Here is a 23,689-nt window from a genome sequence, read left to right on the forward strand (position 1 = left end):
CACCGGCGGCGGCTCCGTTCCCGGCGGCTCCGTTCGCGGCGGCGGCGGATCGGCTCGCGCAGCCCGCGTCGGCGGCGGCGCCGCAACGATCGGCCGCGACCGGGCCGGTCGGCCGGGGCGATGCCGGTGGCGGCCGTGGCATGCTTCCTGCCGTGACCGCACGAGCCGCCAGCACCGTCCTCGTCGGCCGGGAGTCCGAGCTGACGAGCCTGTACGACGCGCTGGCCCGCACCGGCGCCGGCGAATCGGCCACGGTGCTGGTCGGCGGCGAGGCCGGGGTCGGCAAGACCCGGCTGCTGGAGGAGTTCGGCTCCCGGGCCACCGGCGGGGGAGCGCGGCTGCTGGTCGGCCAGTGCCTGGAACTCGGCGAGGCGGGCCTGCCCTTCGCGCCGTTCGCCGCCGCGCTGCGCGAGGTGCTGCGCCGCGACGGCCCGGGCGCCTTCGAGGGGTACGAGGCGGAGTTCGCCCGCCTCCTGCCCGAGCTGGCCCGGGTCCCGGCCGGCGTCGCCGCGCCCGGCCGCCCACCGCTGTCCGACGCCCCACGCGGGTACCTGTTCGACCTGGTCGCGGAGCTGTTCCACCGGCTGGCCGCCGCACAGCCGCTGGTGCTGCTGATCGAGGACCTGCACTGGGCCGACCGGTCCACCCGGGACCTGATCGGTTTCCTGGTGCGCGCGGCCCGCACCGCCAGGCTGCTGCTGATCTGCACGTACCGGACCGACGAACTGCACCGGGGTCACCCGCTGCGGCCCTTCCTGGCCGAGCTGGACCGGGCCCGGGGCGTCGAGCGGATCGAACTGGGCCGCCTGGACCGCGACGGCACGGCCGCGATCCTCACCGACCTGCTCGGCGCCGAGCCGCCCGCCCGGTCCGTGGACGACGTGCACGCCCGTACCCAGGGCAACCCGTTCTTCATCGAGGAGCTGGCCGCCGCCGGTGATCCGGTCGGCTGCGCCGCCCTCCCGGAGACCCTGCGCGACCTGCTGCTCGCCCGCGTCGACCGGCTGCCCGACGCGGCCCAGCGGGTACTGCGGATCGCCGCCGCCGGCGGCACCCGCTTCGCCCACCAACTCCTCGCCGAGGTCGCCGGCCCGCCCGAGCCGGAGCTGGAGGACGCGCTGCGCGCCGCCGTGGCCGCCCAGCTCGTGGTGGCCGATCCGGACGGCGACTACGAGTTCCGCCACGCGCTGGTGCGTGAGGCGGTGCACGACGAGCTGCTGCCCGGCGAGCACGCCCGGCTGCACGCCCGGTACGCCGCCGTGATCGAGGCGCACCCGCACCTGGTCGCCGCCGGCCGCGCCCCGGCCGAGATCGCCCACCACTGGTACGCCGCCCACGACCACCCCCGCGCCCTGGTCACCGCCCGCGCCGCCGCGGACGCCGCCGCCGAGCGGTACGCGTACGCGGAGCAGAGCCGGCTGCTGGAACGGGTGCTGGAGCTGTGGGAGCAGGTCCCCGACGCGGCCGACCGGCTCGGCATGGACCACCTCGCCGTGCTGGAGGAGACCCTGGCCGCGGCCACCACTGCCGGTGACCTGAACCGGGCGGCCACCCTCGCCCGGGCCGCCCTCGCCGAGGTGGACCGGGACGCCGAGCCGCTGCGGGCGGCCCGGCTGTTCGACCGGCGGGGCCGGCTGCTCGCCCTGCTCGGCAAGGCCGACGGCACCGCCGAGCTGGGGGAGGCGTACCGGCTGGCCGCCGGGGTGCCGGACGGGCCGGAGCGGGTCCGGCTGCTCGCCGACCTCGCCGCCCACCTGGTGCGGATCGACCCCGAGCAGGCCGCGCGGATCGCCGCCGAGGCGACCACGGCGGCCGAGGCGGTCGGCGAGGACCTGGCCCTGCTGCCGACCCGGATCGCCATGATCTGCCGCTCCGACCGCGCCCCCGACCTCGGCCTGGCCGAACTGCGCCGGGCCGAGACCCTGGCCCGCGCCGCCGGCAACGCCCCGGCCCTGGTCAGCGCGGCGGTGCACCTCTCCGACGTGCTGTACGAGCTGGGCCGGTACGCCGAGTCGGTCGAGGCGGCCGACGCCGGGGTGGCCGAGGCACGCCGGGTCGGCATCAGCCGCTCCACCGGGGCGTACCTGCTCTCCAACAAAGCCGAGGCACTGATCGCCCTGGGCCGGTGGGACGAGGCCGACACGGCGTGCGTCGAGGCGGCCCGGACCGACCCGCCCGGCGTCTCCGGGCTGCATTGGCTCCAGCTACGGGCCGGCCTGCGGCTGGCCCGGGCCCACCCGCGCGCCGACGAGCTGGTCGGCCGGGCACTGGCCTTCCTCGGGCGGCCCTACCTGTGGCCGAACCACCGGCTGCCGCTGCACGAACTGCGGATCGAGGCCGCGCTGGCCGCTGGCGATCCGGCCGGGGCGGTCCGCGCCGCGAGGGCCGCGCTGGCCGACGAGCGCCTGCCCGAGCTGCCCCGGGAGGGCTGGCCGGTGCTGGCCGCCGCCGCCCGGGCCGCCGCCGCCGCGCCGGACGCCGACCTCGCCGCCGCGCTGGCCGGGCCGGCCGTCGACCTGCCCGCCCGGTTCCCGACGGAGCGGGCCCACGCCGTCGAGGTCGCCGCCCTGCTGGCCGAGGGGCCGCCGGCGCTGCCCGCCTGGCGGGCAGCCGTCGCGGCATGGCGGGCGGCCGGGTCGCCGTACCCGCTGGGGCGGGCGCTGCTCGCGCTGGCCGAGGCGGCGGCCGGGGCGGGGGAACGGGACGAGGCCGCGGCGGCGGTCCGGGAGACGGCGGCGATCGCCGCGAAGCTGGGCGCGACGCCGCTGGCCGAGCGGGCCGCGACGCTGGCCCGCCGGGTCGGGCTGCGCGGCACGGCCGGCCACCGCACCGGGCGCGACCTGCTGACCGTACGCGAGCAGGAGGTGCTGCGCCTGGTCGCCGAGGGGCTGAGCAACAGCCGGATCGCCGAGCGGCTGTTCATCTCGCCGAAGACGGCGAGCGTGCACGTCTCCCGGATCATCGCCAAGCTGGACGTCGGCAACCGGGTCGAGGCCGCCGCGGTCGCCCACCGCCTCGGACTGCTCGCCCCCGACGACCGCTGACCCCACCCCCACCGACCCGAACGACCGGGCGAACAGCGGGGCGGCGCGGTACGCCTGCGGGGGCGCCGCCGAATCGGAGCGCCCCTGGCCCGTACCCCCGCCGACGGGTCAGGCGCGGACGGCCTCGCGGGCCTCCAGCGCCTGCCGGTAGAGCCGGCCGGCCCGGTACGACGAGCGCACCAGCGGCCCGCTCATCACCCCGGCGAAGCCGATCTCCTCGGCCTCCTCGCGCAGCTCCACGAACTCCTCCGGCTTGACCCAGCGGGTCACCGGGTGGTGCCGGGGCGACGGGCGCAGGTACTGCGTGATGGTGATCAGCTCGCAGCCCGCCTCGTGCAGGTCGCGCAGCGCCTGGGACACCTCGGCCCGCTCCTCACCCATGCCGAGGATCAGGTTGCTCTTGGTGACCAGGCCGTCGGCGCGGGCCTGCCGGATCACGTCCAGCGAGCGCTCGTAGCGGAACGCCGGCCGGATCCGCTTGAAGATCCGCGGCACCGTCTCGACATTGTGCGCCAGCACCTCCGGGCGCGAGCCGAAGACCTCGGCGAGCTGCTCGGGGACCGCGTTGAAGTCGGGGATCAGCAACTCCACGCCGCAGCCCGGCTGGAGGGCATGGATCTGGCGGACCGTCTCGGCGTACAGCCATGCGCCGCCGTCGGGCAGGTCGTCGCGGGCGACGCCGGTGATCGTGGCATAGCGCAGTCCCATCGACACCACGGACTCGGCCACCCGGCGCGGCTCGTCGGCGTCGAACTCGGCCGGCTTGCCAGTGTCGATCTGGCAGAAGTCACAGCGCCGGGTGCACTGGTCACCACCGATGAGGAAGGTGGCCTCCCGGTCCTCCCAGCACTCGTAGATGTTCGGGCAGCCGGCCTCCTGGCAGACGGTGTGCAGCCCCTCGCGCGAGACCAGCCCGCGTAGCTGGGTGTACTCCGGCCCCATCTTGGCCTTGACTTTGATCCACGGCGGCTTGCGTTCGATCGGCGTCTCGGCGTTGCGCGCCTCGATCCGCAGCATGCGCCGCCCCTCGGGGGCGACCGTCGCGGTACGCGCAGCGGGGCTGGTCGTCGGCTGCTCGGTCGTCGGCGTCGTCGGCGCGGATTGCTGCTCGATCGTCACGAAACGAGCCTACGCCCGACGGTCTGCGTCGATGAACGTGAGGCGACGCCCATCACCCCCTAATCCCTGTGACGCCGCCCACCGGTGGTGCAGAAACCGCGTTACGCCCGCCACGGCCGGGTGCTACCTTGCCGGAAAGCTGTGACGGAGCCGAGTAGCGCGCCGCCCCGCCAGTTCAGAGAGCCGCCGTCCGCTGCGAGGCGGTCCGGCGTCGGCGCGCGAAGACCCTCCCGAGCTGCGGGAAGAACGGCGCGTGCGCGACGGCGCCCTCCGACACCGGAGGGGTCCGGTCGGCACCGCCCAGTAGAGCCCGCCCGGCTGGCCCCGGTCACCAGGCGACGAACGAGGCCCCCGCCGCCGGCGGGGGCGAAGGTGTGGTGGCACCGCGAGGACCCGCTCGCCCACACCTCCCGGGGATCGCGTTGCGATTGATCGAGGAGGTACCCGCCGTGCAACGCATCCTGTCCACCCAGCTCCCCGCCCACGCCGGCGCGACCGTCCGGGTCGCCGGCTGGGTGCACCGCCGCCGGCTGCTCAAGTCGGTGGCGTTCCTGATCGTGCGGGACGCCGCCGGCCTGGTCCAGGTGGTGGTCACCGACCCGGCCGTCCGCGCCGCCGTCGAGGCGCTGACCGAGGAGACCGTCGTCGAGGTGGTCGGCACGGCCACCGCGAACCCGACGGCCCCCGCCGGGGTCGAGCTGACCGACCCGACGGTACGACCGCTCGGCCCGCCTGCCGTCCCGCCCCCGTTCGACCTGTACCGCCCGGCGCTGACCGCCACCCTGCCCACCCAGCTCGACCACGCGCCTGTCGCGCTGCGCCACCCGACCCGGGCGGCGACGCTGCGCATCTCGGCGGCGGCGGTGGCCGGGTTCCGGGCCGCCCTCGACGCCCGCGACTTCGTGGAGATCCACACCCCGAAGGTGGTCGGCTCGTCCACCGAGTCGGGCGCGAACGTCTTCGCGCTGGACTGGTTCGGCCGGCCCGCGTACCTGGCCCAGTCGCCGCAGTTCTACAAGCAGCTCATGGTCGGCGTCTTCGAGCGGGTGTACGAGGTCGGGCCGGTGTTCCGGGCCGAGCCGCACGACACCGTCCGGCACCTGGCCCAGTACACCTCGCTCGACGCCGAGCTGGGTTTCGTGGCCGACCACCGGGACGTCATGACCGTGCTGCGGGACACCGTCGCCGGGATGCTGGCGACGGTGGCGGACCGGGCCGGCGGCGCCCTGGCCACGCTCGGCGTGAACCCGCCGGAGGTGCCGGCGCGGATTCCGGCCGTGCACTTCACCGAGGCCCTGGTCATCGCCGGGGCCCCGGCCGACGAGCCGGACCTCGCCCCCGCCCACGAGCGGGCGCTGGGCGACTGGACCCGCCGGGAGCACGGCAGCGACTTCCTCTTCGTCACCGGGTACCCGATGGCGAAGCGGCCGTTCTACACCCACCCCGACCCGGCGCGGCCGGCGTACTCCAACGGGTTCGACCTGCTGTTCCGGGGTGTCGAGCTGGTCACCGGCGGGCAGCGCCTGCACCGGTACGACGACTACCTGGCCGCCCTCGCGGGGCGCGGCGAGCCGGTCGGGCCGTACGCGGGCTACCTCGACGCGTTCCGGCACGGTATGCCGCCGCACGGCGGCTTCGCGATCGGGCTGGAACGCTTCGTCGCCCGCCTGGTCGGGGCGGCCAACGTCCGCGAGGCCACCGCGTTCCCCCGCGACCTGCACCGCCTCACCCCCTGACCGACCGATTCCTGTTCGGCGCCTACGCGGCGTCACGGCCCGGCCGGTCGGGCGTCCCCGTCACCCACCGTCAGGTGTGGCGGGGTGGCTGCCTCAGGCCACCCCGCCACGGCTGCCCCTGACCTGCGCCGACCCCGCCCACCTCAACCCCCCACTCCCGCCCTTTGCTCTGCACCCACCGATGCGACAGGCACGTGAAGTAGCTGCCGCGTCGGTGGGTGCAGAGCAAAGCGAGTGGGGGAGGGGGGTGGGTGCGGGGGCGGGTGGTGACGGTGCGTCAACGGAGTGGTCGGTCGCGTTGTCGAGCACGCGACGGGCAGCGTGCCGGGCGCGTCCGGCCGGGAGGGCACGGGGGCTCCGGAGGGGGGCGCAGGGGAGCCGGTGGAGCTGGAGGGCGGATTGCACCGCGCCGGGTCAGGTCGCGCCGGGTCAGGTCGCGCCGGGGCAGGCCCGGACGGGTCAGGCCGGGCCGAGGAGGTCCCAGGGGCTGCCGGCGATGTCGCGGAAGACGGCCACCCGGCCGTACGGTTCGGTGCGCGGGGGCTTGACGAACTCGACGCCCGCGTCGACGAGGCGGCGGTGGGTGGACTCGAAGTCGTCGACCCGGAGGAAGAAGCCGACCCGGCCGGCGGTCTGGTCGGCGACCGCCGCCTCCTGCCGCTCCCCGTCGGCGCGGGCCAGCAGCAGGCCGGTCCGCGCGCCCGGCGGGCGGACCACCACCCAGCGCTTCGGGCGGCCGTGAAGGCAGCCGGGCCTGGGCGGCTCAGGCGGGCAGGGTGACCAGGGTGGGCAGGCGGCGCTCGACCACCGGCAGCACGTCGGCGACGGTGACCGGACGGCCCAGCTCGGCGGTCAGGCTGGTGACCCCGGCGTCGCGGATGCCGCACGGCACGATCCGGTCGAAGTAGGCCAGGTCGCAGTCGCAGTTGATCGAGAAGCCGTGCAGGGTGACCCCCCGGGCGACCCGGATGCCGATGGCGGCGACCTTGCGGGCCGGGCCCCTCGCGTCCTCGGGCACCCAGACCCCGCTGCGCCCCTCGACCCGGCCGGCGGCCAGCCCGAACTCGGCGCAGACGTCGATCAGCAACTGCTCGGTCCGGCGCACGTACGCGACCACGTCCACCGGGTCGGGCAGCTTGACGATCGGGTACCCGACGAGCTGCCCCGGCCCGTGCCAGGTGATCTTGCCGCCCCGGTCGACGTCGACCACCGGGGTGCCGTCCATCGGCCGGTCCCACGGCTCGGTGCGCTTGCCGGCGGTGTAGACGCTCGGGTGCTCCAGCAGCAGCACCGTGTCGCCGCGCAGGCCGGCCACCACGGCCTCGTGCAGCCGCCGCTGCTCGTCCCACGCGGCCTGGTAGTCGAGCACCCCTGCACGGACGGCGGTAAGCCCCGGAATCGTCGCGGTCACGCCACCAGCCTAGTCCCGTACCCGCCGGTCACCTGCGGTGAGCCGCCTCACCACCGACGTGTCGGGTCAGGCCGGGGGGACCTTCCAGAGCCAGACGTCGTCGACGCGTTGCGGGGGGCCGAGCAGGGCGGTGGCGGTGCGGCGCAGGGCCTCCTCGTCCAGGTCGTACTTGGCGCCGTGCACCCGGTCGGCGAGGACGACCACCTCGACGCCCCAGTACCGCAGGTCGGCCAGGGACTCCTCGATGCTGCCCTCGGTGATGATCGGCACCAGCCCGGTCCGGCCGGCCTGGTCCATCAGGGTGTCGAAGGTGCGCGGGGGCGGCCCGATCCGGCCCCGGCCGTCCGGGCCGCCCGGGCCGAGGAAGAACCCGGCCGGGATGCGGAACTCACCCTGCCGGTGGGCCAGCGCGTACGCCTGCCAGCGCTGCCCGTCCGGGGTCACGTCGAGGGTCAGCGGCAGCGGGGTGAGCACCCCGCCCGGGGAGACGTACTGTCGCCAGGTGCCGGCCGTGACGAACGCCGGCACCGGCTCGCGGACGCTGGTCAGCAGCGGGGTGGGCAGCAGTGGCAGCAGCGCCGCCGCGAAGCCGACGACCCAGGCGGCGGACGCGGCGCGCGAAGGCGGATCGGCCCGCAGCCGGTCGACGGTGTACGCCAGCAGCAGCCCGATCACCGGGGCCACCACCAGGGCCAGCCGGGACGGCAGGGCGGCGTTGACCACCGGCAGGTTGTCCAGCAGCAGGAACGGCAGCGGCCGGTCGGTGCGCTCGCCGTTCCATGTGGCCCGGGGGCCCCAGGACAGCACCGCGAAGACCACGGCGGTGACGCCGAGCGCCCACACGGTGGCCCGGCGGGCCCGGTCCCGCCAGCAGAGGAAGGCGAAGCAGACCCCGGTGAGCAGCAGCAGCGGCACCCCGAAGAACGAGTTCTCCTCGGTCGGGTTGGGCGCGAGCGAGGTGCCCAGGCCCGCCTCGCCCGCCAGCGACCGGCGCGGGTACGCCCAGTACGCGGCGATGTCCTCGGAGTGGATGATCGGGTCGAAGCCGGTGCCGTGGAACCGCTGCGGCCCGGCGAAGTGCAGCCACAGCGGGTACGCCAGCAGCACCCCGGCGGTCAGCGCGGTGACGCCGAGCCCGCGCAGGAAGGTGGGCAGCGCGGCCCGGGCGGCGGCCCGGCGGCCCGGGTGCAGCGCCCAGACGGGCAGGAAGACGCCGAGCGCCAGGGCGGTGAAGAACAGCCCCTCGGCGGCGATGGAGAAGGCCACCGCGACGGCGACGCCGAGCGCGACCCCGTCGCGCAGCCAGTGCCCGGGGCGGCGCAGCGCGAACAGCCGCCAGACCAGCAGCGGCACGAGCCAGCCGGCCGTCCAGTTCAGGTGGGCGTTGGCGTGCGACACCATGCCGGGGGAGTACGCGACGAACAGCGCGCCGACCGCCGCCGCGAGCCGGCTGCGGACGAACTGCCGGGACAGCAGCAGGTACCAGGCCACCGCCGTGGCGGCCAGGTTGAGGGTGAGGATCACCAGGAACGTCGCCGGCGGCCCGACGAGGTAGGTCAGCGGGGCGAAGACCGCCGCGTACACGGTGATCGAGGTGTTGACCGCGAGGTTCACCCCGTCGGGAACGTTGATCAGGTACGTGAACAGCGGGTTCTCCCCGTGCGTGAGCGCGTGCCCGCCGAAGGCGAGCAGCCACTCGAACAGCGCCTGGTCGCTGGAGTTCACGGTGATCGCCCGCTGGTCCGGATCCCGCCACAGCCCGCTGGTCACCCAGACCGCGAGCGCCAGCGCCACGAGGACGACGGTCAGGTCGGCGCGCCGGTCGCGGCGGCGGGCGGCGGGCGGCGGCCCGGTGGTCGGGGACGGGGAGGACGGCACGCAGCGGACGTTACCAACCGGAACTGGACACGCCGGTCAGACACGAAGGCTTGACCGTTTGTTGGAAATGACTTCCAATTGCATCAACGCTGTCCTGTGTTGATCGGAGGAGAACATGTCTCTCGACGTACCCACCGCCCTGCTGGAGCGGGCCGAGGCGGGCCGGATCGACGACGCCGAGTTCGTCGACTGCGTGCGGCGCTCCCTGCCGTACGCCTGGCTGGTCGTCTCGGACGTGGCCGGGCGCGCGGCCGGCGGCCGGGTGGCCGACCACGCCGTGCCGCCGCCGTCGGAGGCCGAGCGGGGGCAGTTGCTGCGCGCGCTGGCCAGCGACGCCATCCGGGGTGGCCTGGAGCGGCACTTCGGGGTGCGGCTCGCCTTCCAGAACTGCCACCGGGTGGCGGCCTTCCCGCCCGCGCTGGTCGACAGCGACGAGTACCGGCAGTTCGTCTCGCCGCTGGCCCAGATCCGCAACCAGTCCCCGGAGCTGCGCAACTGCTGACGGGGGCGCGGGGGTCCCGGCCGCGCATCCCGCGCGGCCGGGACCCCGCGGCGTCCGCCCGGCGGCCGGGTGCCGCCGGGCGGGGGCACACGTCGGCGGGCGTGAATGTGTGAGCGGCGGCCATGTCGCCGGTCGGAAACAGGGACGTAACGTCGCGGCAACTCGGGGGTGACCCAGTTCACAATCCGCCACAGGAGGCCGCCGTGCGCCGCTCCACCACCCTGCTCACCCGGCTCACCGGGGCGGTCGCCGGGGCCGCGCTCGCCGCGGCGGCCACGGTCGCCGTCGCCGCGCCCGCCCAGGCCGCCAGCCTCACCCAGGTCACCGGCTTCGGCTCCAACCCCGGCAACCTCGCCATGTACGCGTACCGCCCCGACGGCCTGCCGGCGGCTGCCCCGGCCGTCGTGCTGCTGCACGGCTGCACCCAGAACGCGTCGGGCTACTTCGCCAGCTCCGGCTGGCAGAAGTACGCCGACCAGTGGAAGTTCGCCCTGATCGTGCCCCAGCAGTCGTCCGCCAACCAGGCGCTGAGCTGCTTCAACTGGTTCACCGAGGGGGACATCACCCGGGGCCGGGGCGAGGCGCTGTCGATCGCACAGATGGTCGGGTACGCGAAGTCCACCTACGGCCTCGACGGCAACCGGATCTACCTCAGCGGGCTCTCGGCGGGCGGGGGGATGGCCTCGGTCATGCTCGCCACCTACCCGGACCTCTTCGCCGCCGGCTCGGTCATCGCCGGCCTGCCCTACCGCTGCTCGCCGCCCGCCGCCACCAGCACCTGCCAGTACAGCGGGGTGGACAAGACCCCGGCCGCGTGGGGCGACCTGGTCCGGTCCGCGTACCCCGGTTACACCGGCCGCCGACCCCGGGTGTCGATCTGGCACGGCACCTCGGACAGCACCGTCGTGCCGGCCAACGCCGTCGAGTCGCGCGACCAGTGGACCAACGTGCTCGGCGTCTCCCAGACCCCCACCAGCACGGCGTCGCTGCCCGCCGGCACCAGCCTGGAGGTGTACGGCAACGACGCGGTCCGCCTCCAGCGGGTCTCCGGGATGGGCCACGGCACCCCCGTCGACCCGGGCTCCGGCGCCGACCAGTGCGGCACCGCCGGGGCGTACTTCCTGGACACCATCTGCTCCACGTACCGCGACGCGCAGTTCTTCGGTCTCGGCGGCGGCGGGACCACCCCGACCCCGACGGCCACCCCGACCCCGACGGCCACCGCGTCGCCCACCCCCACGCCGACGCCGACCGCCACGCCGACCGCCACCCCGACCGCCGTCCCGACGTGCGTCACCGCCAGCAACTACGCCCACGTCAGCGCCGGGCGGGCGTACCAGTCCGGCGGCTACGCGTACGCCCTCGGCAGCAACCAGCGGATGGGCCTCTACAACACCTTCTACACGTCCACGCTCAGGCGCACCGCCACCGACTACTGGGTGATCGGCTGCTGAGGGCGCTCCGGCACGGGTCCCGCCTGCCCGGGCCGGGCCCCGTACCGGTCAGTCGGTCAGGGCGGCGTGCAGGGCGCCGGCCAAATCGGGGTGGTGGTAGGCGAAGCCGGCCCGGCGCAGCACGGCGGGCAGGACCCGGGCGCTGGTCAGGGCCTCCTGCGCGAAGCCGCCGAGGGCCACCCTGAGGGCCACCGCCGGGATCGGCAGCACCGCCGGGCGATGGAGCTGGCGGGCCAGTTCCCTGGTGAACTCGGCGTTGGTGACCGGGGCCGGGCCGACCCCGTTGACCGGTCCGGCCAGGTCGTCGCGGTCCAGCAGGAACTCCGCCACGCGCAGCCAGTCGGCCATCGAGATCCACGGCAGCCACTGCCGGCCGCTGCCCAGCCGTCCCGCGACGCCGAGCCTGAACGGCAGGAGCTGCGGCTTGAGCATCCCGCCGTCGCGGTGCAGCGGCAGCCCGGTGCGCAGCCGGACCACCCGTACCCCGGCGTCCTCGGCCGGGCGGGTGGCCGCCTCCCAGACCCGGCAGACGTCGGCGAGGAAGCCCTCGCCCGCCGGGGCGTCCTCCTCGACCATCCGGTCGCCGGTGTTGCCGTACCAGCCGACGGCGGAGGCGTTCAGCAGCACCGCCGGCCGGTCGGCGGTCGGCAGCCCGGCGATCGTGATGGCCAGGGTGGTCGTGCTGTCCACCCGGCTGGACCGGATCAGCCGCCGGTACCCGTCGTTCCACCGCTTGTCGCCGACACCGGCGCCGGCCAGGTTGACCACGGCGTCGGCGTCGGCGACCACCCCGGGGTCGAGCTGGGCGGCGGACGGCTTCCACTGTCGCTCGTCGGGAGTGCGCGCCGGCCGCCGGACCAGGCGGGTGACCTGGTGTCCCCCGGCGGTGAGGCGGCCGACCAGCCGGGTGCCCAGGAAGCCGGACGCGCCGGCCATGAGAATGCGCATACCCATATCTTCGCCGCCCGCGGCCCCGACCGGACGCGGCGAGCGGATCTCGATCACCCGCACCTGGGCGACCCGGGTCGCCCAGGGCGCGTCGGGCCGCCCGTCGGTGAACCAGCCCAGCCACTGCGGGGCCCGCCCGCGCACGTCGTCGGCACCCCGGACTTCGCCGGTTCGCTGTTCCGTCGGTACCGGGACCACCCGAAGGGGCACCTACGCCGGGCGACCGTCACCGGCCAGGCGGGCGAGTACCGGGGTGAGCGGGTCGAGGGCGTCGGCGCGGACCACGAAGCGGGTGACCCCCCAGCGGCGCTCGTGCTCGGCGACCGCCGCGACGATCTCGTCCTCGGTGCCGATCAGCACGAACGGCGTGGCCAGCAGCTCGGCGACGGTGAGCCCGTTCCGGCCGGCCTGCTCGGCGGCGGCGGCCTCCGCGTCGTCGGTCACCACGACGGTCTGCACCAGCGCCTCCAGCGCCGGTGGGTTCGCCCGGCCCGCCGCCCCCTCGGCGACGCGGGCGAGCTGCGCCCCGATCTGGTCGGCCCGCCACCGGGCCTCGTGCTGGTGGCCGTCCTCGAGGGTACGGCCGAGGCCGGCCAGCCCGACCACGTCGGCGTGCGCCCCGGCCCAGCGCAGCAGCGTCGAGTTGGACGTCCCGACGGTCAGCGGGATGCGCTCCTGCACCGGCCGGGGCGAGGTCAGCCGGGCGGCGTGCACGGTCAGCTCGGGGGAGTCCACGGTGACCTCCGCCCCGTCGAGCAGGGCGCGTACCGCCTCGGTGACGGCGAGGCAGCGGCGGACCCGGCCGGCCACGTCGGGGCGTTCCCGGCCGACCGCGCGCCACTCGGCCGGGGTGTGGCCGGCGCCGACGCCGAGGCGGGCCCGGCCGCCGGAGACCACGTCGAGCGTGGCCACGTCGGCGGCGAGCAGCATCGGCTCGCGGACGCCCAGGTTCGACACGTACGAGCCGAGCCCGATCGTCGAGGTCACCGACGCGGCGGCGGCCAGCGCGACGAACGGGTCGCCGCAGGAGCCCGGGTGGTCGGCGGCGAGCAGCGTGTCATAGCCGGCGGCCTCGGCCCGACGGGCCAGGGCGAGCCAGCTCGCGGCGTCAGTGGGGGCGGACTGGAGGGAGAAGGTCGCCATCAGCCCAGCGTGCGGTGCCGGTGCCGAACGGGCCAGCGCGCCGGGCCGGATTCTGCCGACCGGCGAATCCGCCGACCGCTGAAACCCTGCCCGGCCCGCTGAACCCGGCCCGGCCCGGCCCGCTGAACCCAGTCCGGCCCGCTGAACCCGGCGCGGCCGTCGCGGCCCGGCCCGGCCCGGTCGGGGGTCGGGGTCACCAGGCGGGCGGGGCGAGGCCGTACAGCTCCTCGGCGGTGCCGGCGTCGGCGCGCAGCGCGTCGAGCGCGATGACGATCGTCCGCTCCTCGAAGCCGAAGTGCGACTCGACGATGGCGGTGAGGCCGTCCAGCTCGGCGAGCACCCGGGCGGCGGCGGCCGGGTCGGCGGCCGGCGGCCCGGCGACCAGCTCCTCGATCCGGCGCACGATGCCGTCGATCAGCCGGTGGTCCTGGGCGAGCTTCGCCAGGACCGGCCGCAGTTGCGGCGCCTCCTCGGCCAGCACCCGGAACGCGCCGCCGTCCTCGCCGGTGTGGTGCGCTGTGAGGGCGGAGCAGAAGCTGAGACAGTGGGCCCGCAGGCTGCGCAGCCGGTCGCCGCCGTTCGGCGGGACCGCGCCGGGTTCGAGGCTCGCCCGGAGCCGGGCCAACTCCTCGCGGAGCCAGTGGTGGATCTCGATCAACTGGGTGCCGAGCGCCGTGAACCGGTCGCCCGGCCCGGGGGAAGGGTGCACGTCAGTCCCGTACGGTCCCGCGCCTCCATGCCCTCGGCGGTCTCCTTGCCGGGTGCACCGCGACGCTGGCGATGATCCTACCGACCGTGGTGGCCGCGCGCCGCCCCCGCGGCCCGCGCCCGGCGCGCTCGGCCCGCGGGTCGGTCACCGTTCGCCGGAGGGGTGCTCGCCGGGGGCCTTCGCGCGCCACCGGGCCCGCCAGGCGGCCTCGTGCGCCTCGTGGCTGGTGCGCTCGCGGGTGACCTCCTCGTGCAGGGCGAGCCGGCCCTCCGCCATGGTGATCACCTCGACCGCGACCAGGCCCACGCAGATCGCGGTCAACAGCCCCAGGGCGGCCAGCCCGGGCAGGCGGGCACCGACCGGGATGCCGGCGGTGAGCAGCACGACGGCGACGACCCGGGTCCAGGTCAGCGTGCGCAGCGTGCGGAGCTGGAACAGCATGTTCCCGCACAGGTAGCAGATCACCCCGCCGAAGAGCAGGGGCACGGACGGGCCGTGGGCCGGCTCGCCGACGGGCACGGTGGGGTTGGTGATCCCGTGCACGATCTCCTCGGCGCCCAGGGCGAACAGGATGATCCCGGCGATCATCGGCAGGTAGAGGTAGGCGAACGCGTCGCGGGCCATCGTCGCCCGGGGGCGGCCCTTCGCGACGTGCAGCGCGATCCGGGCGGCCGGCCCGATGACGTCGTAGTGGGCCCACCACAGCGCCGCGGTGAAGAAGATGCCGAGGACGGCCGCGGCGAGCGCCGGCCAGGTCGGCGGCTGGCCGAGGAGGTTGCTGCCGACGCCGACCGAGATGACCGACTCGCCCAGCGCGATGATCAGGATGAGGTCGTAGCGTTCCGTCCAGTGCTCCGCCGACTGCACCTCCCAACCCTTGGTGCCGAAGAGTCCCGTGGCGTACTGGAGCAGCACCACGGCCGCCCAGAGCCCGTCCCGGACCAGGTTCGCCCGGCCCGGGCCGTGGACCATGGCGGGGACCAGCGCTGCGGCGAGCAGCAGGAACGTGCTGAGCCCCATCACCGGGGCGAACCGGAGAAACTGCCGGCGCCCCTCCGCGCTGTTCCGTTCGGCGTGCAGGGAGAGGAGGAACAGGTGCACGCCGAGGATGACCACGTAGCTGACCACGACGACCACCGGCCCGGCGGCGCCCCCGCGCGGGTCGCCGAAGGCCTGGGGCAGCGCCTGCGCGAAGCAGAAGAGCGCCGCCATCGCGACGACCATCAGCACCGGGACGAAGCCCTGGCCGAGCCGGATCCGGGTGGCCACCACGCTGTGCACCACCCAGGTCCACCAGAGCACGGCGAGCACCAGCATGGCGTGCAGCAGGGACGCGCCGGTGATCTCGGCGGCGGTGGCCCGGGTGATGATGAAGAACGAGAAGACGAAGACCAGGTCGAAGAAGATCTCGAACCTGTCGACGCGGGCACCCGGGGCGACTGCCACGACCGGGCCGAGCCTCCGCAGTCGATTGCCGCCCACCCGTCCACTCTCGCAGCGTCCGGGGGGCTCCCGGTGGGGATTCGGCTCAGCTCCTCGGGCGGTACGTCGAGGACTGTGCCGACGGGCGCCCCGGTCGGTGTGACCGGGGCGCCCGTCGGGTGGGACAGCGGGAGTTACAGGCCGAGTTCGGCCTCGAAGTTGCCGGCCTCCAGCCGCTCCTTGACCGCGACCAGGAAGCGGGCCGCGTCCGCGCCGTCGATCAGCCGGTGGTCGTACGACAGGGCTAGGTAGACCATCGAGCGGACCGCGACGACCTCGCCCAGCTCCGGGTCGTTGACCACGACCGGGCGCTTCACCACGGCACCCGTGCCGAGCATCGCCGACTGCGGCGACGGCACGATCGGGGTGTCGAACAGCGCGCCCCGGCTGCCGGTGTTGGTCAGCGTGAACGTCGCCCCGGCGATCTCGTCCGGGCTGATCTTGTTGGTGCGGGTGCGCTCGGCCAGGTCGGCGATCCGCCTGGCGATCCCGCCCAGGTTGAGGTCACCCGCGCCGTGGATCACCGGCACCATCAGGCCGCGCTCGGTGTCCACCGCGATGCCGAGGTGCTCGGCCTGCGGGTAGGTGATCGTGCCGGCGTCGAGGTCCATGCTGGCGTTGACGATCGGGTACGCCTGGAGCGCCTCGACCGCAGCGAGGGCGAAGAACGGCAGGAACGACAGCTTCACGCCGTGCCGCTGCTGGAACGAGTCCTTGGCCTTGGCCCGCAGCTTGGCGACCTTGGTGACGTCCACCTCGACGACCGTGGTGAGCTGCGCCATCTCGTGCAGCGACTGCTGCATCCGCTTGGCGATGGTCGCCCGGATCCGGGGCAGCTTCTCGGTGGTGCCGCGCTTCGCGCTCGGCTGCGGCTTCGCGGCCGGCCTGGCCGGGGCCGCCGGGCCGGCCGGCTGCGCCGCCGGGGCCGGCGCGGCCTTCGCCGCCTTCGCCTTCTCCGCCGCCGCCAGCACGTCCTGCTTGCGGATCCGGCCGCCGACGCCGGTGCCGGTGAGCGAGGACAGGTCCACGCCGTGCTCGCCGGCCAGCTTGCGCACCAGCGGGGTCACGTAACCGGCCGCCTCCTCGCCGCCCGCGGGCGCCGACGGGCGCGCCGGGGTGGCGGTCGGGGCCGTCGGCTGGGCCTGCTGCTCGGCCTGCGCCGGCTTGGCCGCCGTCTCGGCCTCGGCCGCCGGCTCGTTGTACGACTGGCCCGGGGTCGGCTCCTCGACCTTCGCCGGGGCGGCCTCGGCCTTCGGTTCCGGCTTCGGCTCGGGCTTGGCCTCCGGCTTGGGCGCCGGCTTCGCCTCGGTCGGGGCGGCACCGGCCGCGCCGACGATCGCCAGGTCGGCGCCGACCGCGGCGGTCTCGTCCTCGGCGACCTTGATCTCCAGCAGGGTGCCGGCGACCGGCGACGGGATCTCGGTGTCGACCTTGTCGGTGGAGACCTCCAGCAGCGGCTCGTCCACCTCGACGGCGTCGCCGACCTGCTTGAGCCAGCGGGTCACCGTACCCTCGGTGACGCTCTCGCCCAGGGCCGGCATCTTGACCGGGGTGCCCTGGCCCGACGGGGCCGGGGCGGCCTGGGCCGCCGGCTCCTCGACGGCCGGCTGCTCCGCCTCGGCCTGCGGCTCGGCGGCGGCCTCGGCGGCCTCCTCGGCCGGCTCCTCCTGCTGCGGCGCGGCCCCGCCCGCGGACTCGCCCTCGCCGGCGATGACGGCCAGCTCGCTGCCCACCTCGGCGGTCTCGTCCTCGCCCACCACGATCCGGCTCAGCACACCCGCCGCCGGGGACGGGATCTCGGTGTCGACCTTGTCGGTCGAGACCTCGAGCAGCGGCTCGTCGACCTCGACGGTGTCGCCCTCCTGCTTGAGCCAGCGGGTGACGGTGCCCTCGGTGACGCTCTCGCCGAGCCGAGGCATGGTGACCGATACCGGCATGTTCTAAGACTCCTTCATTCCCCTGGTGCGATCTCGCCCGTCTGCCGCCGGACGCCGCGGAATCAGTTCTCGATCAGGCGTGCGCGTGCAGCGGCTTGCCGGCGAGGGCGAGGTGCGCCTCGCCCAGGGCCTCGTTCTGGGTCGGGTGGGCGTGCACGAGCTGCGCCACCTCGGCCGGGTACGCCTCCCAGTTGTAGATGAGCTGCGCCTCGCCGACCAGCTCGCCGACCCGGGCGCCGACCATGTGCACGCCGACCACCGGGCCGTCCTCGACCCGCACCAGCTTCACGAAGCCGGCGGTCTTGAGGATCTGGCTCTTGCCGTTGCCGCCCAGGTTGTAGTTGTACGTCTTGACCTTGTCGGCGCCGTACTGCTCCTTGGCCTTGGCCTCGGTGAGGCCGACCGACGCCAGCTCCGGGTCGCAGTAGGTGACGCGCGGGATGCCGGCCTCGTCGATCACGGCCGGGTTCTGGCCGGCGATCTCCTCGGCGACGAAGATGCCCTGCTGGAAGCCGCGGTGGGCGAGCTGGAGGCCGGGCACGATGTCGCCGACGGCGTACACGTTCGGCACGCCGGTGCGCAGCCGCTCGTCGGTCAGCACGTAGCCGCGGTCGGTCCGCACGCCCTGCTCCTCGTACCCGAGGCCGGCGGTGTTCGGGCCGCGACCCACGGCGACCAGCAGCAGCTCGGCCTCGACGGTCTCGCCGCCGGCGATGGTGACCTTGACGCCGCTGGCGGTCTTCTCGACCTTCTCGAACGGCTTGCCGACCTTGAAGTTGATCTTCCGCTTGCGGAAGGCCCGCTCCAGCGCCTTCGACGACTCCTCGTCCTCGGCGGCGACCAGCCGGGGCAGCGCCTCGACGATCGTCACGTCCACGCCGAAGGACTTCCACACGCTGGCGAACTCGACGCCGATCACGCCGCCGCCGAGCACGATCGCGGAGGAGGGGATCCGGTCCAGGGTCAGCGCGTGGTCGCTGGTGATGATCTTCTCACCGTCGACGTCCAGGCCGGGCAGGCTCTTCGCGTACGAGCCGGAGGCCAGCACGACGTTGCGGCCGGTGTACCGCCTGCCGTCGACCTCGACGGCGTTCGGGGCGACCAGCTTGCCGTGGCCCTCGACGATGGTGATCGACTTGTTGCCCTTCAGCATGCCCTGCAGGCCCTTGTAGAGCCGGGAGACCACGCCGTCCTTGTACGAGTTGACCGCCGCGATGTCGATGCCGACCAGCTCGGCCTTCACGCCGAACTGCTCCGACTCGCGGGTCTGGTCGGCGATCTCGGCGGCGTGCAGCAGGGCCTTCGTCGGGATGCAGCCGTTGTGCAGGCAGGTCCCGCCGAGCTTGCCCTTCTCGACCAATGCGACGGTCAGACCCAGCTGGACGGCGCGCAGTGCGGTCGCGTAGCCGCCGCTGCCACCTCCGAGGATGACGATGTCGAAGGTTGCGTCGTTCGGCTCGCTCACGTCCAACTCCCAGTTCGCGTCACTGCATCGGGGGTCACGGCAGGGTGGCACGGACAGACCCCACCTCGGTCATCTTGTCACCACCACGCATCGGACGCGTACTGAGGTGCCCAACGACACGTCCCCGACACGTACGCTTGGCACCGGTTTCGATGACGGATCTGGGGGAGACGGTCGGTGGCGCTGTTCCGACGACGCAAGCAGGCGCGCCCGGCGGGCCGGGACCGTCCCGCGGACCGGGGTGATCTCGATCATCTCGAGAACTTCGTCCGGACCCGGCGGGGCGTCGAGGCGTACATCGAACCGCGGACCACCGTCACCGAGACCACGGTGATCCTGATCGCCGACGACGGGGAGTGGACCCGCCGGCGCATCGACGGCCCCGAGGGGGCCCGCCGCTTCGCCCACAAGCTGGCCATCCCGGTCTACGACGTGCGCCTGATGGGCTACCCGCAGCGCATGCGCGACTACAACGAGCGCCGCAAGCGCCGCCCCCACCACCCCTGACCCCCGCAGCCCCTGCGGGCCCCTCTTTCACGGAAAGAGCGGCCATCCCGCGCGGAATGGCCACTCTTTCCGTGAAAGTGCGCGTCTCTACGTGTGCGCGGGGGGTCAGCCGTTGGTGGCGACGTCCTCGACCAGGTGGACCAGGGTACGGACCGGGACGCCGGTGCCGCCCTTGGTCCAGTAGCCGGTCGGCTCGCCCGAGTGGTAGCTGGGGCCGGCGATGTCGATGTGCGCCCAGGCCACCTCGTCGGTGACGAACTCGCGCAGGAACACCCCGCCCTGCAACATGTGCCCGGCCCGGTCCATGCCGGCGTTGACCTGCGAGATGTCGGCGACGTCGGAGTCCATGCCCTTGCGCACGTCGTCCGGCAGCGGCATCGGCCAGGCCGGCTCGCCGACGGCGTCGCCGGCCACCCGGACCCGCTCGCACAGCTCCGGGGTGCCCATCACGCCGGCGATCCGCTTGCCCAGCGCGATCACCTGGCCGCCGGTCAGGGTGGAGGTCTCGAACAGGTAGTCGGCGCCGTCCTCGCAGGCCCGGGCGAGGGCGTCGGCCAGGACCATCCGGCCCTCGGCGTCGGTGTTGAGCACCTCCACCTTCTTGCCGTTGTACATGGTGATCACGTCGCCCGGCCGGTAGCTCGTGCCCGACGGCATGTTCTCGGCCATCGGCAGGTACCCGGTCACCGCGACCGGCGGCTTGAGCGCGGCGATCGCCAGCATGGCCGCGCCGACCGCCGCCGCGCCGCCCATGTCGGACTTCATCTCCCACATGCCCTGCGCCGGCTTGATCGAGATGCCGCCGGTGTCGAAGGTGATGCCCTTGCCGACCAGCGCCACCCGCTTGCCGGTGCCGCCGCCCTCGGGCGTGTAGGTCAGCTTGACCAGGCGCGGCGGGGCCTCGGAGCCCTGGCCGACGGCGATGATGCCGCCGTAGCCGCCGGCCGCCAGGGCCGCCTCGTCGAGCACCTCGACGCCCAGCCCGGCCGCCCGCGCGGCCTCGGCCACCGCGTCGGCGAACGCCGGCGGACGCAACATGTTCGGTGCGGTGTTCACCCAGTCCCGGGTGAGCCGGACCGCGCCGGCCACCGCCTGCGCCCGCTCGACCTCCGCCCGGGCGGTCGCGTCGCCGGCCTCCGGGACGGCGATCAGCACCTCGGCCACCGGCTCCCGCCGGGCCGGCTGCGGCCGGGTCTTGTACCCGGCGAAGCGGTACGAGCCGAGCAGCGCGCCCTCGGCGACCGCGCGCAGCGCGGCGGGGGCGTCGGCGTCGTCGGGCAGCGGCAGGGTCAGCGCCACCCGGCGCGCCCCGGCCAGGGCCCGGACCACCGAGCCGGCGGCCCGGCGCAGCGTCTCCGGCGCCGGGGCGGCGCCGGTCGGCTCCGCGCCGAGCCCGACCGCGGCGACGACCGGGGCGGTGACGGTGCCCAGGGTGGCCAGCTTGATCACCTCGCCCGGGGCGCCGGTCGCGCCGAGCAACGCCAGCGTCTCGGTCAGCTTGCCGTCGAAGGCGGCGGCGATGCTCTCGGCGCCGCTGGCGAGCAGCAGCGCGCCGGCCGGACCGCTGGCGGCGTCCTGCTCTGCGGTCTGACTGTGCAGGCCGATCACGATCGCGTCGACGGCGAGTTCGGCGGGGTCGGTGTCGACCAGGCTGATGGTGGTGCTGGACGATGTCACTGAAGCTACTCCGGGCGGGCCGGGCCGGCCGCGTCGTCGCGTACCGGCGATGAAGGTCTCCGGCGGCAACCTACCCGCCGGACGATTGGCTGTCCCACCGAACTGCTCCGGCGGGGTCCCGCCGATGCTAACCAGCCGTTCAGACACCGGTAAGTTGCCACCCATGACCGACGTGACCTCCGACGCCGCCGCGACCCGGCTGCGCCGTTCCCCGTTGCACGGGCGGCACACCGCCCTCGGCGCCAAGTTCGCCCCGTTCGGGGGCTGGGAGATGCCGCTGGAGTACGCCGGCGGCGGGGTGCTCAAGGAGCACACGGCGGTCCGCGCCGGGGTCGGGGTGTTCGACGTGTCGCACCTGGGCAAGGCCCGGGTGGTCGGGCCCGGGGCGGCGGACTTCGTCAACGCCTGCCTCAGCAACGACCTCGGCCGGATCGGCCCCGGCCAGGCGCAGTACACGCTCTGCTGCGACGACGCGACGGGCGGCGTGGTCGACGACATCATCGCCTACCTGCACGCCGAGGACCACGTCTTCCTGGTCCCGAACGCCGCGAACACCGCCGAGGTGGTCCGCCGGCTGCGTGCCGCCGCCCCGGAGTCGCTGGTCGTCACCGACGAGCACGAGGCGTACGCGGTGCTGGCCGTGCAGGGGCCGCGCTCGACGGAGCTGCTCGGCGCGCTGGGCCTGCCCACCGACCACGGCTACATGAGCTTCCGCCCGGCGACCCTGGCCGGCGCCGACCTGGTGGTCTGCCGCACGGGCTACACGGGCGAGCTGGGCTACGAGCTGGTGGTGCCGGCCGAGCACGCCGTCCCGGTCTGGGACGCGATCTTCGCCGCCGGCCAGGCGTACGAGCTTCGGGCCTGCGGGCTGGCGGCCCGGGACACCCTGCGCACCGAGATGGGGTACCCGCTGCACGGGCAGGACCTGTCGCCGGAGATCACCCCGGTGCAGGCGCGCTCGGGCTGGGCGGTCGGCTGGGACAAGCCGGCGTTCTGGGGGCGCGACGCGCTGCGCGCCGAGAAGGCCGCCGGCCCGGCACGCACGCTGCGCGGCCTGGTGGCGGTCGACCGGGCCATCCCGCGCCCCGGCATGCCGGTGTACGCCGGCGACACGCGGGTCGGCACGGTGACCAGCGGCACCTTCTCGCCGACCCGCAAGCAGGGCATCGCCCTGGCCCTGCTCGACACGTCCGCCGCCCTCGCCGACGGCGACACGGTCGAGGTGGACATCCGGGGCCGCCGGGCCCCCATGCGCCTCACCCGCCCCCCGTTCGTCACCCCCTCGGTCCGCTGACCCACCCCACCCCTCACCCCACCCCCACCCGGCCTCGGGCCCGGTCCAGCCCCGTTGGGCGAGGAAGGGGGTGGGATGGGGTGGGTGGGTTAGGCGGGGGGACCGCCGGCGTCGAGGACTGCTTGGGTCCAGCCGCCCTCGACGACGCCGGTGCCGTCGAGCACCGCCCAGTCGACGACGTCCGCCGCCTCGATCGCCACGGGGGAGCCGATGCGGACCGTGGGGTCGGTGTCGGCGTCGGTGGCGCTGGCCCCGACGATCCGCTCCGGGGACTCCCACGAGGTCACCCCGGCCCAGACGTACTCCGGGCCCTCGTCGCCCGGCAGGCCGTACTTGACCACGAGCTGTGACTCGCCGGGCAGCCGGCCGGCCAGGAACCGGGCCCGGACGTCGTCCAGGCCGGCCCGGGCGGTGGCGATCGCCGTGCTCATCGCGTCGCCCCGGCGGGCGTAGCGCTTGTCCGGCTGGATGCCGTTGAACAGGGTGGCGCAGGCCGCCGCGAAGTACTTTCCGGCCGGCCCCGGGTGCCCCGGCGGCGGGCGCAGGCTCAGGAACGAGTCGGCCTCCGGGTCCGTGGCCGGGTCCAGCTCCAGCCGCAGTAGCACCGGCGCGGTCGCCCCGTGCTGCTCCGGATTGCCGTACGCCACCGCGATGTCGTGCCCGGTGATCGTGGCGAGCACCGGAAGCTGCACGAACGCCGGCACCTCCTCGCCGGCCAGCGCGTCGGTCCAGTCCCGCAGCAGCCGGCGGGCCGCTCCGGTCAGCACCGCGCCCCAGGCCCGGGTGAGGTGGTCGGGCACCCCCTGGGTCTGCAACTCCATCAGCCCGAACCGGCGCAACCCCTTGGTGGTGAACCACAGCCCGTCGGCGTCCGAGGAGTACGGCACCAGCACCCAGTCGACGAGCCGGATCCGGCCCTGCTCGTCGGGCAGCGAACGCAGCGCCGCCGCCGGGCCGAGGAACTGGAGGCCGAAGACGTCCACCACGTCGCCGTCGACGGTCTCGGCGACCGCGGCGGCGACCGCCCGGGCCGCCCACTCGTGCGCGGGCGGCCAGCCCGGCCGGTACTCCGCCTGCACGACCACCAGGTGGGTGGCCGCGGCGAGCCGGTCGAGCTGCGCCCCGGTCGCCCCGAACGCGGTGAGCAGGTCCGGCGGCAGCGCGGGGAACTCGGCGATCGACCGGGTGTCCACGCTCATCAGCGGGCTGTCCAGCATCTGGGTGGCCAGCCCGTGCACCGGCTCGGCGAGCCGGCCGGCCAGCGCCCGCACGGCGGTCTTCGCGCTGACCCTCGGCAGCCCCGTCATCGGCACCAGGTAGGTGGCGCTGAGCGACTCGGGGACCGGGACGGGCAGGAAGTCGTCGGTGATGAGCATGTGGGTC

General features: G+C 74.9%; 17 protein-coding genes and 1 pseudogene. 6 read left to right on the forward strand and 12 right to left on the reverse strand.

Features of this window, described 5'->3' with window-relative positions; translation table 11 throughout:
• Positions 1-152 precede the first annotated feature (152 nt).
• Positions 153-3,044, forward strand: coding sequence for an AAA family ATPase (locus tag OOK41_RS11260; RefSeq protein WP_266264432.1), 2,892 nt, complete (start codon positions 153-155; stop codon positions 3,042-3,044).
• Positions 3,045-3,152: 108 nt separating this feature from the next.
• On the opposite strand, the gene lipA is transcribed toward OOK41_RS11260, so the two are convergent.
• The gene (lipA, locus tag OOK41_RS11265; protein WP_266264434.1) at positions 3,153-4,163 is read right to left on the reverse strand and encodes a lipoyl synthase; all 1,011 of its coding nucleotides are present in this window, start codon (positions 4,161-4,163) and stop codon (positions 3,153-3,155) included.
• A gap of 449 nt (positions 4,164-4,612) precedes the next feature.
• Between lipA and aspS the strand changes: the two genes are divergently transcribed.
• On the forward strand, positions 4,613-5,899 hold the full coding sequence (gene aspS, locus OOK41_RS11270) for an aspartate--tRNA(Asn) ligase (RefSeq protein ID WP_266264436.1): 1,287 nt from the start codon (positions 4,613-4,615) through the stop codon (positions 5,897-5,899).
• Positions 5,900-6,358: 459 nt separating this feature from the next.
• Here the strand turns inward: aspS and OOK41_RS11275 are convergent.
• The 3 genes and pseudogenes from OOK41_RS11275 to OOK41_RS11285 all read right to left on the reverse strand — a co-directional run.
• Positions 6,359-6,637, reverse strand: a pseudogene (locus OOK41_RS11275) (VOC family protein); the annotation flags it as partial.
• 25 nt (positions 6,638-6,662) lie between these two features.
• The gene (gene lipB / locus OOK41_RS11280; RefSeq protein ID WP_117669014.1) at positions 6,663-7,310 is read right to left on the reverse strand and encodes a lipoyl(octanoyl) transferase LipB; all 648 of its coding nucleotides are present in this window, start codon (positions 7,308-7,310) and stop codon (positions 6,663-6,665) included.
• A 66-nt stretch (positions 7,311-7,376) separates the two neighbouring features.
• Entirely contained in the window at positions 7,377-9,188 is a 1,812-nt protein-coding gene (locus tag OOK41_RS11285) for a DUF2079 domain-containing protein (RefSeq protein WP_266264440.1), read from the reverse strand.
• A 115-nt stretch (positions 9,189-9,303) separates the two neighbouring features.
• On the opposite strand from OOK41_RS11285, the gene OOK41_RS11290 reads away from it, so the two are divergent.
• Together OOK41_RS11290 and OOK41_RS11295 are read left to right on the forward strand one after the other, a co-directional pair.
• Positions 9,304-9,690: an SCO5389 family protein gene (locus OOK41_RS11290; protein ID WP_117669012.1), complete on the forward strand. Its 387-nt coding sequence runs from the start codon at positions 9,304-9,306 to the stop codon at positions 9,688-9,690.
• A gap of 203 nt (positions 9,691-9,893) precedes the next feature.
• Positions 9,894-11,144 carry a PHB depolymerase family esterase gene (locus OOK41_RS11295; RefSeq protein ID WP_266264445.1) on the forward strand — a complete coding sequence of 417 codons (1,251 nt, stop codon included), beginning with the start codon at positions 9,894-9,896 and terminating at the stop codon, positions 11,142-11,144.
• Between the two features lie 48 nt (positions 11,145-11,192).
• Here OOK41_RS11295 and OOK41_RS11300 read toward each other — a convergent pair whose 3' ends face one another.
• From OOK41_RS11300 to lpdA, 6 genes are all read right to left on the reverse strand, one after another.
• Positions 11,193-12,092 (reverse strand): TIGR01777 family oxidoreductase, encoded by a 900-nt coding sequence (locus tag OOK41_RS11300; protein ID WP_266267781.1) that lies wholly within the window; start codon positions 12,090-12,092, stop codon positions 11,193-11,195.
• Positions 12,093-12,302: 210 nt separating this feature from the next.
• Entirely contained in the window at positions 12,303-13,235 is a 933-nt protein-coding gene (locus OOK41_RS11305; RefSeq protein ID WP_266264447.1) for an LLM class flavin-dependent oxidoreductase, read from the reverse strand.
• Between the two features lie 193 nt (positions 13,236-13,428).
• A complete protein-coding gene (locus tag OOK41_RS11310; RefSeq protein WP_266264449.1) occupies positions 13,429-13,944 on the reverse strand; it encodes a hemerythrin domain-containing protein in 516 nt (171 codons plus the stop codon).
• Between the two features lie 144 nt (positions 13,945-14,088).
• Positions 14,089-15,426: a low temperature requirement protein A gene (locus OOK41_RS11315; protein WP_266264451.1), complete on the reverse strand. Its 1,338-nt coding sequence runs from the start codon at positions 15,424-15,426 to the stop codon at positions 14,089-14,091.
• Positions 15,427-15,560: 134 nt separating this feature from the next.
• Positions 15,561-17,363, reverse strand: a complete 1,803-nt coding sequence (gene sucB / locus OOK41_RS11320) for a 2-oxoglutarate dehydrogenase, E2 component, dihydrolipoamide succinyltransferase (RefSeq protein WP_266264453.1) — start codon at positions 17,361-17,363, stop codon at positions 15,561-15,563.
• A gap of 73 nt (positions 17,364-17,436) precedes the next feature.
• A complete protein-coding gene (gene lpdA / locus OOK41_RS11325) occupies positions 17,437-18,828 on the reverse strand; it encodes a dihydrolipoyl dehydrogenase (protein ID WP_117668974.1) in 1,392 nt (463 codons plus the stop codon).
• Positions 18,829-19,005: 177 nt separating this feature from the next.
• On the opposite strand from lpdA, the gene OOK41_RS11330 reads away from it, so the two are divergent.
• Positions 19,006-19,335 (forward strand): hypothetical protein, encoded by a 330-nt coding sequence (locus OOK41_RS11330; protein WP_117668973.1) that lies wholly within the window; start codon positions 19,006-19,008, stop codon positions 19,333-19,335.
• 105 nt (positions 19,336-19,440) lie between these two features.
• Here OOK41_RS11330 and OOK41_RS11335 read toward each other — a convergent pair whose 3' ends face one another.
• The gene (locus tag OOK41_RS11335; RefSeq protein WP_117668972.1) at positions 19,441-21,012 is read right to left on the reverse strand and encodes a leucyl aminopeptidase; all 1,572 of its coding nucleotides are present in this window, start codon (positions 21,010-21,012) and stop codon (positions 19,441-19,443) included.
• 163 nt (positions 21,013-21,175) lie between these two features.
• On the opposite strand from OOK41_RS11335, the gene gcvT reads away from it, so the two are divergent.
• Positions 21,176-22,306, forward strand: a complete 1,131-nt coding sequence (gene gcvT, locus OOK41_RS11340) for a glycine cleavage system aminomethyltransferase GcvT (RefSeq protein ID WP_117668971.1) — start codon at positions 21,176-21,178, stop codon at positions 22,304-22,306.
• Positions 22,307-22,395: 89 nt separating this feature from the next.
• Here gcvT and OOK41_RS11345 read toward each other — a convergent pair whose 3' ends face one another.
• Positions 22,396-23,682: a DUF2314 domain-containing protein gene (locus tag OOK41_RS11345; RefSeq protein WP_266264457.1), complete on the reverse strand. Its 1,287-nt coding sequence runs from the start codon at positions 23,680-23,682 to the stop codon at positions 22,396-22,398.
• Positions 23,683-23,689: the final 7 nt, after the last annotated feature.

The sequence above is a fragment of the Micromonospora sp. NBC_01655 genome (assembly GCF_026339755.1).
Taxonomy (GTDB): Bacteria; Actinomycetota; Actinomycetes; order Mycobacteriales; family Micromonosporaceae; genus Micromonospora.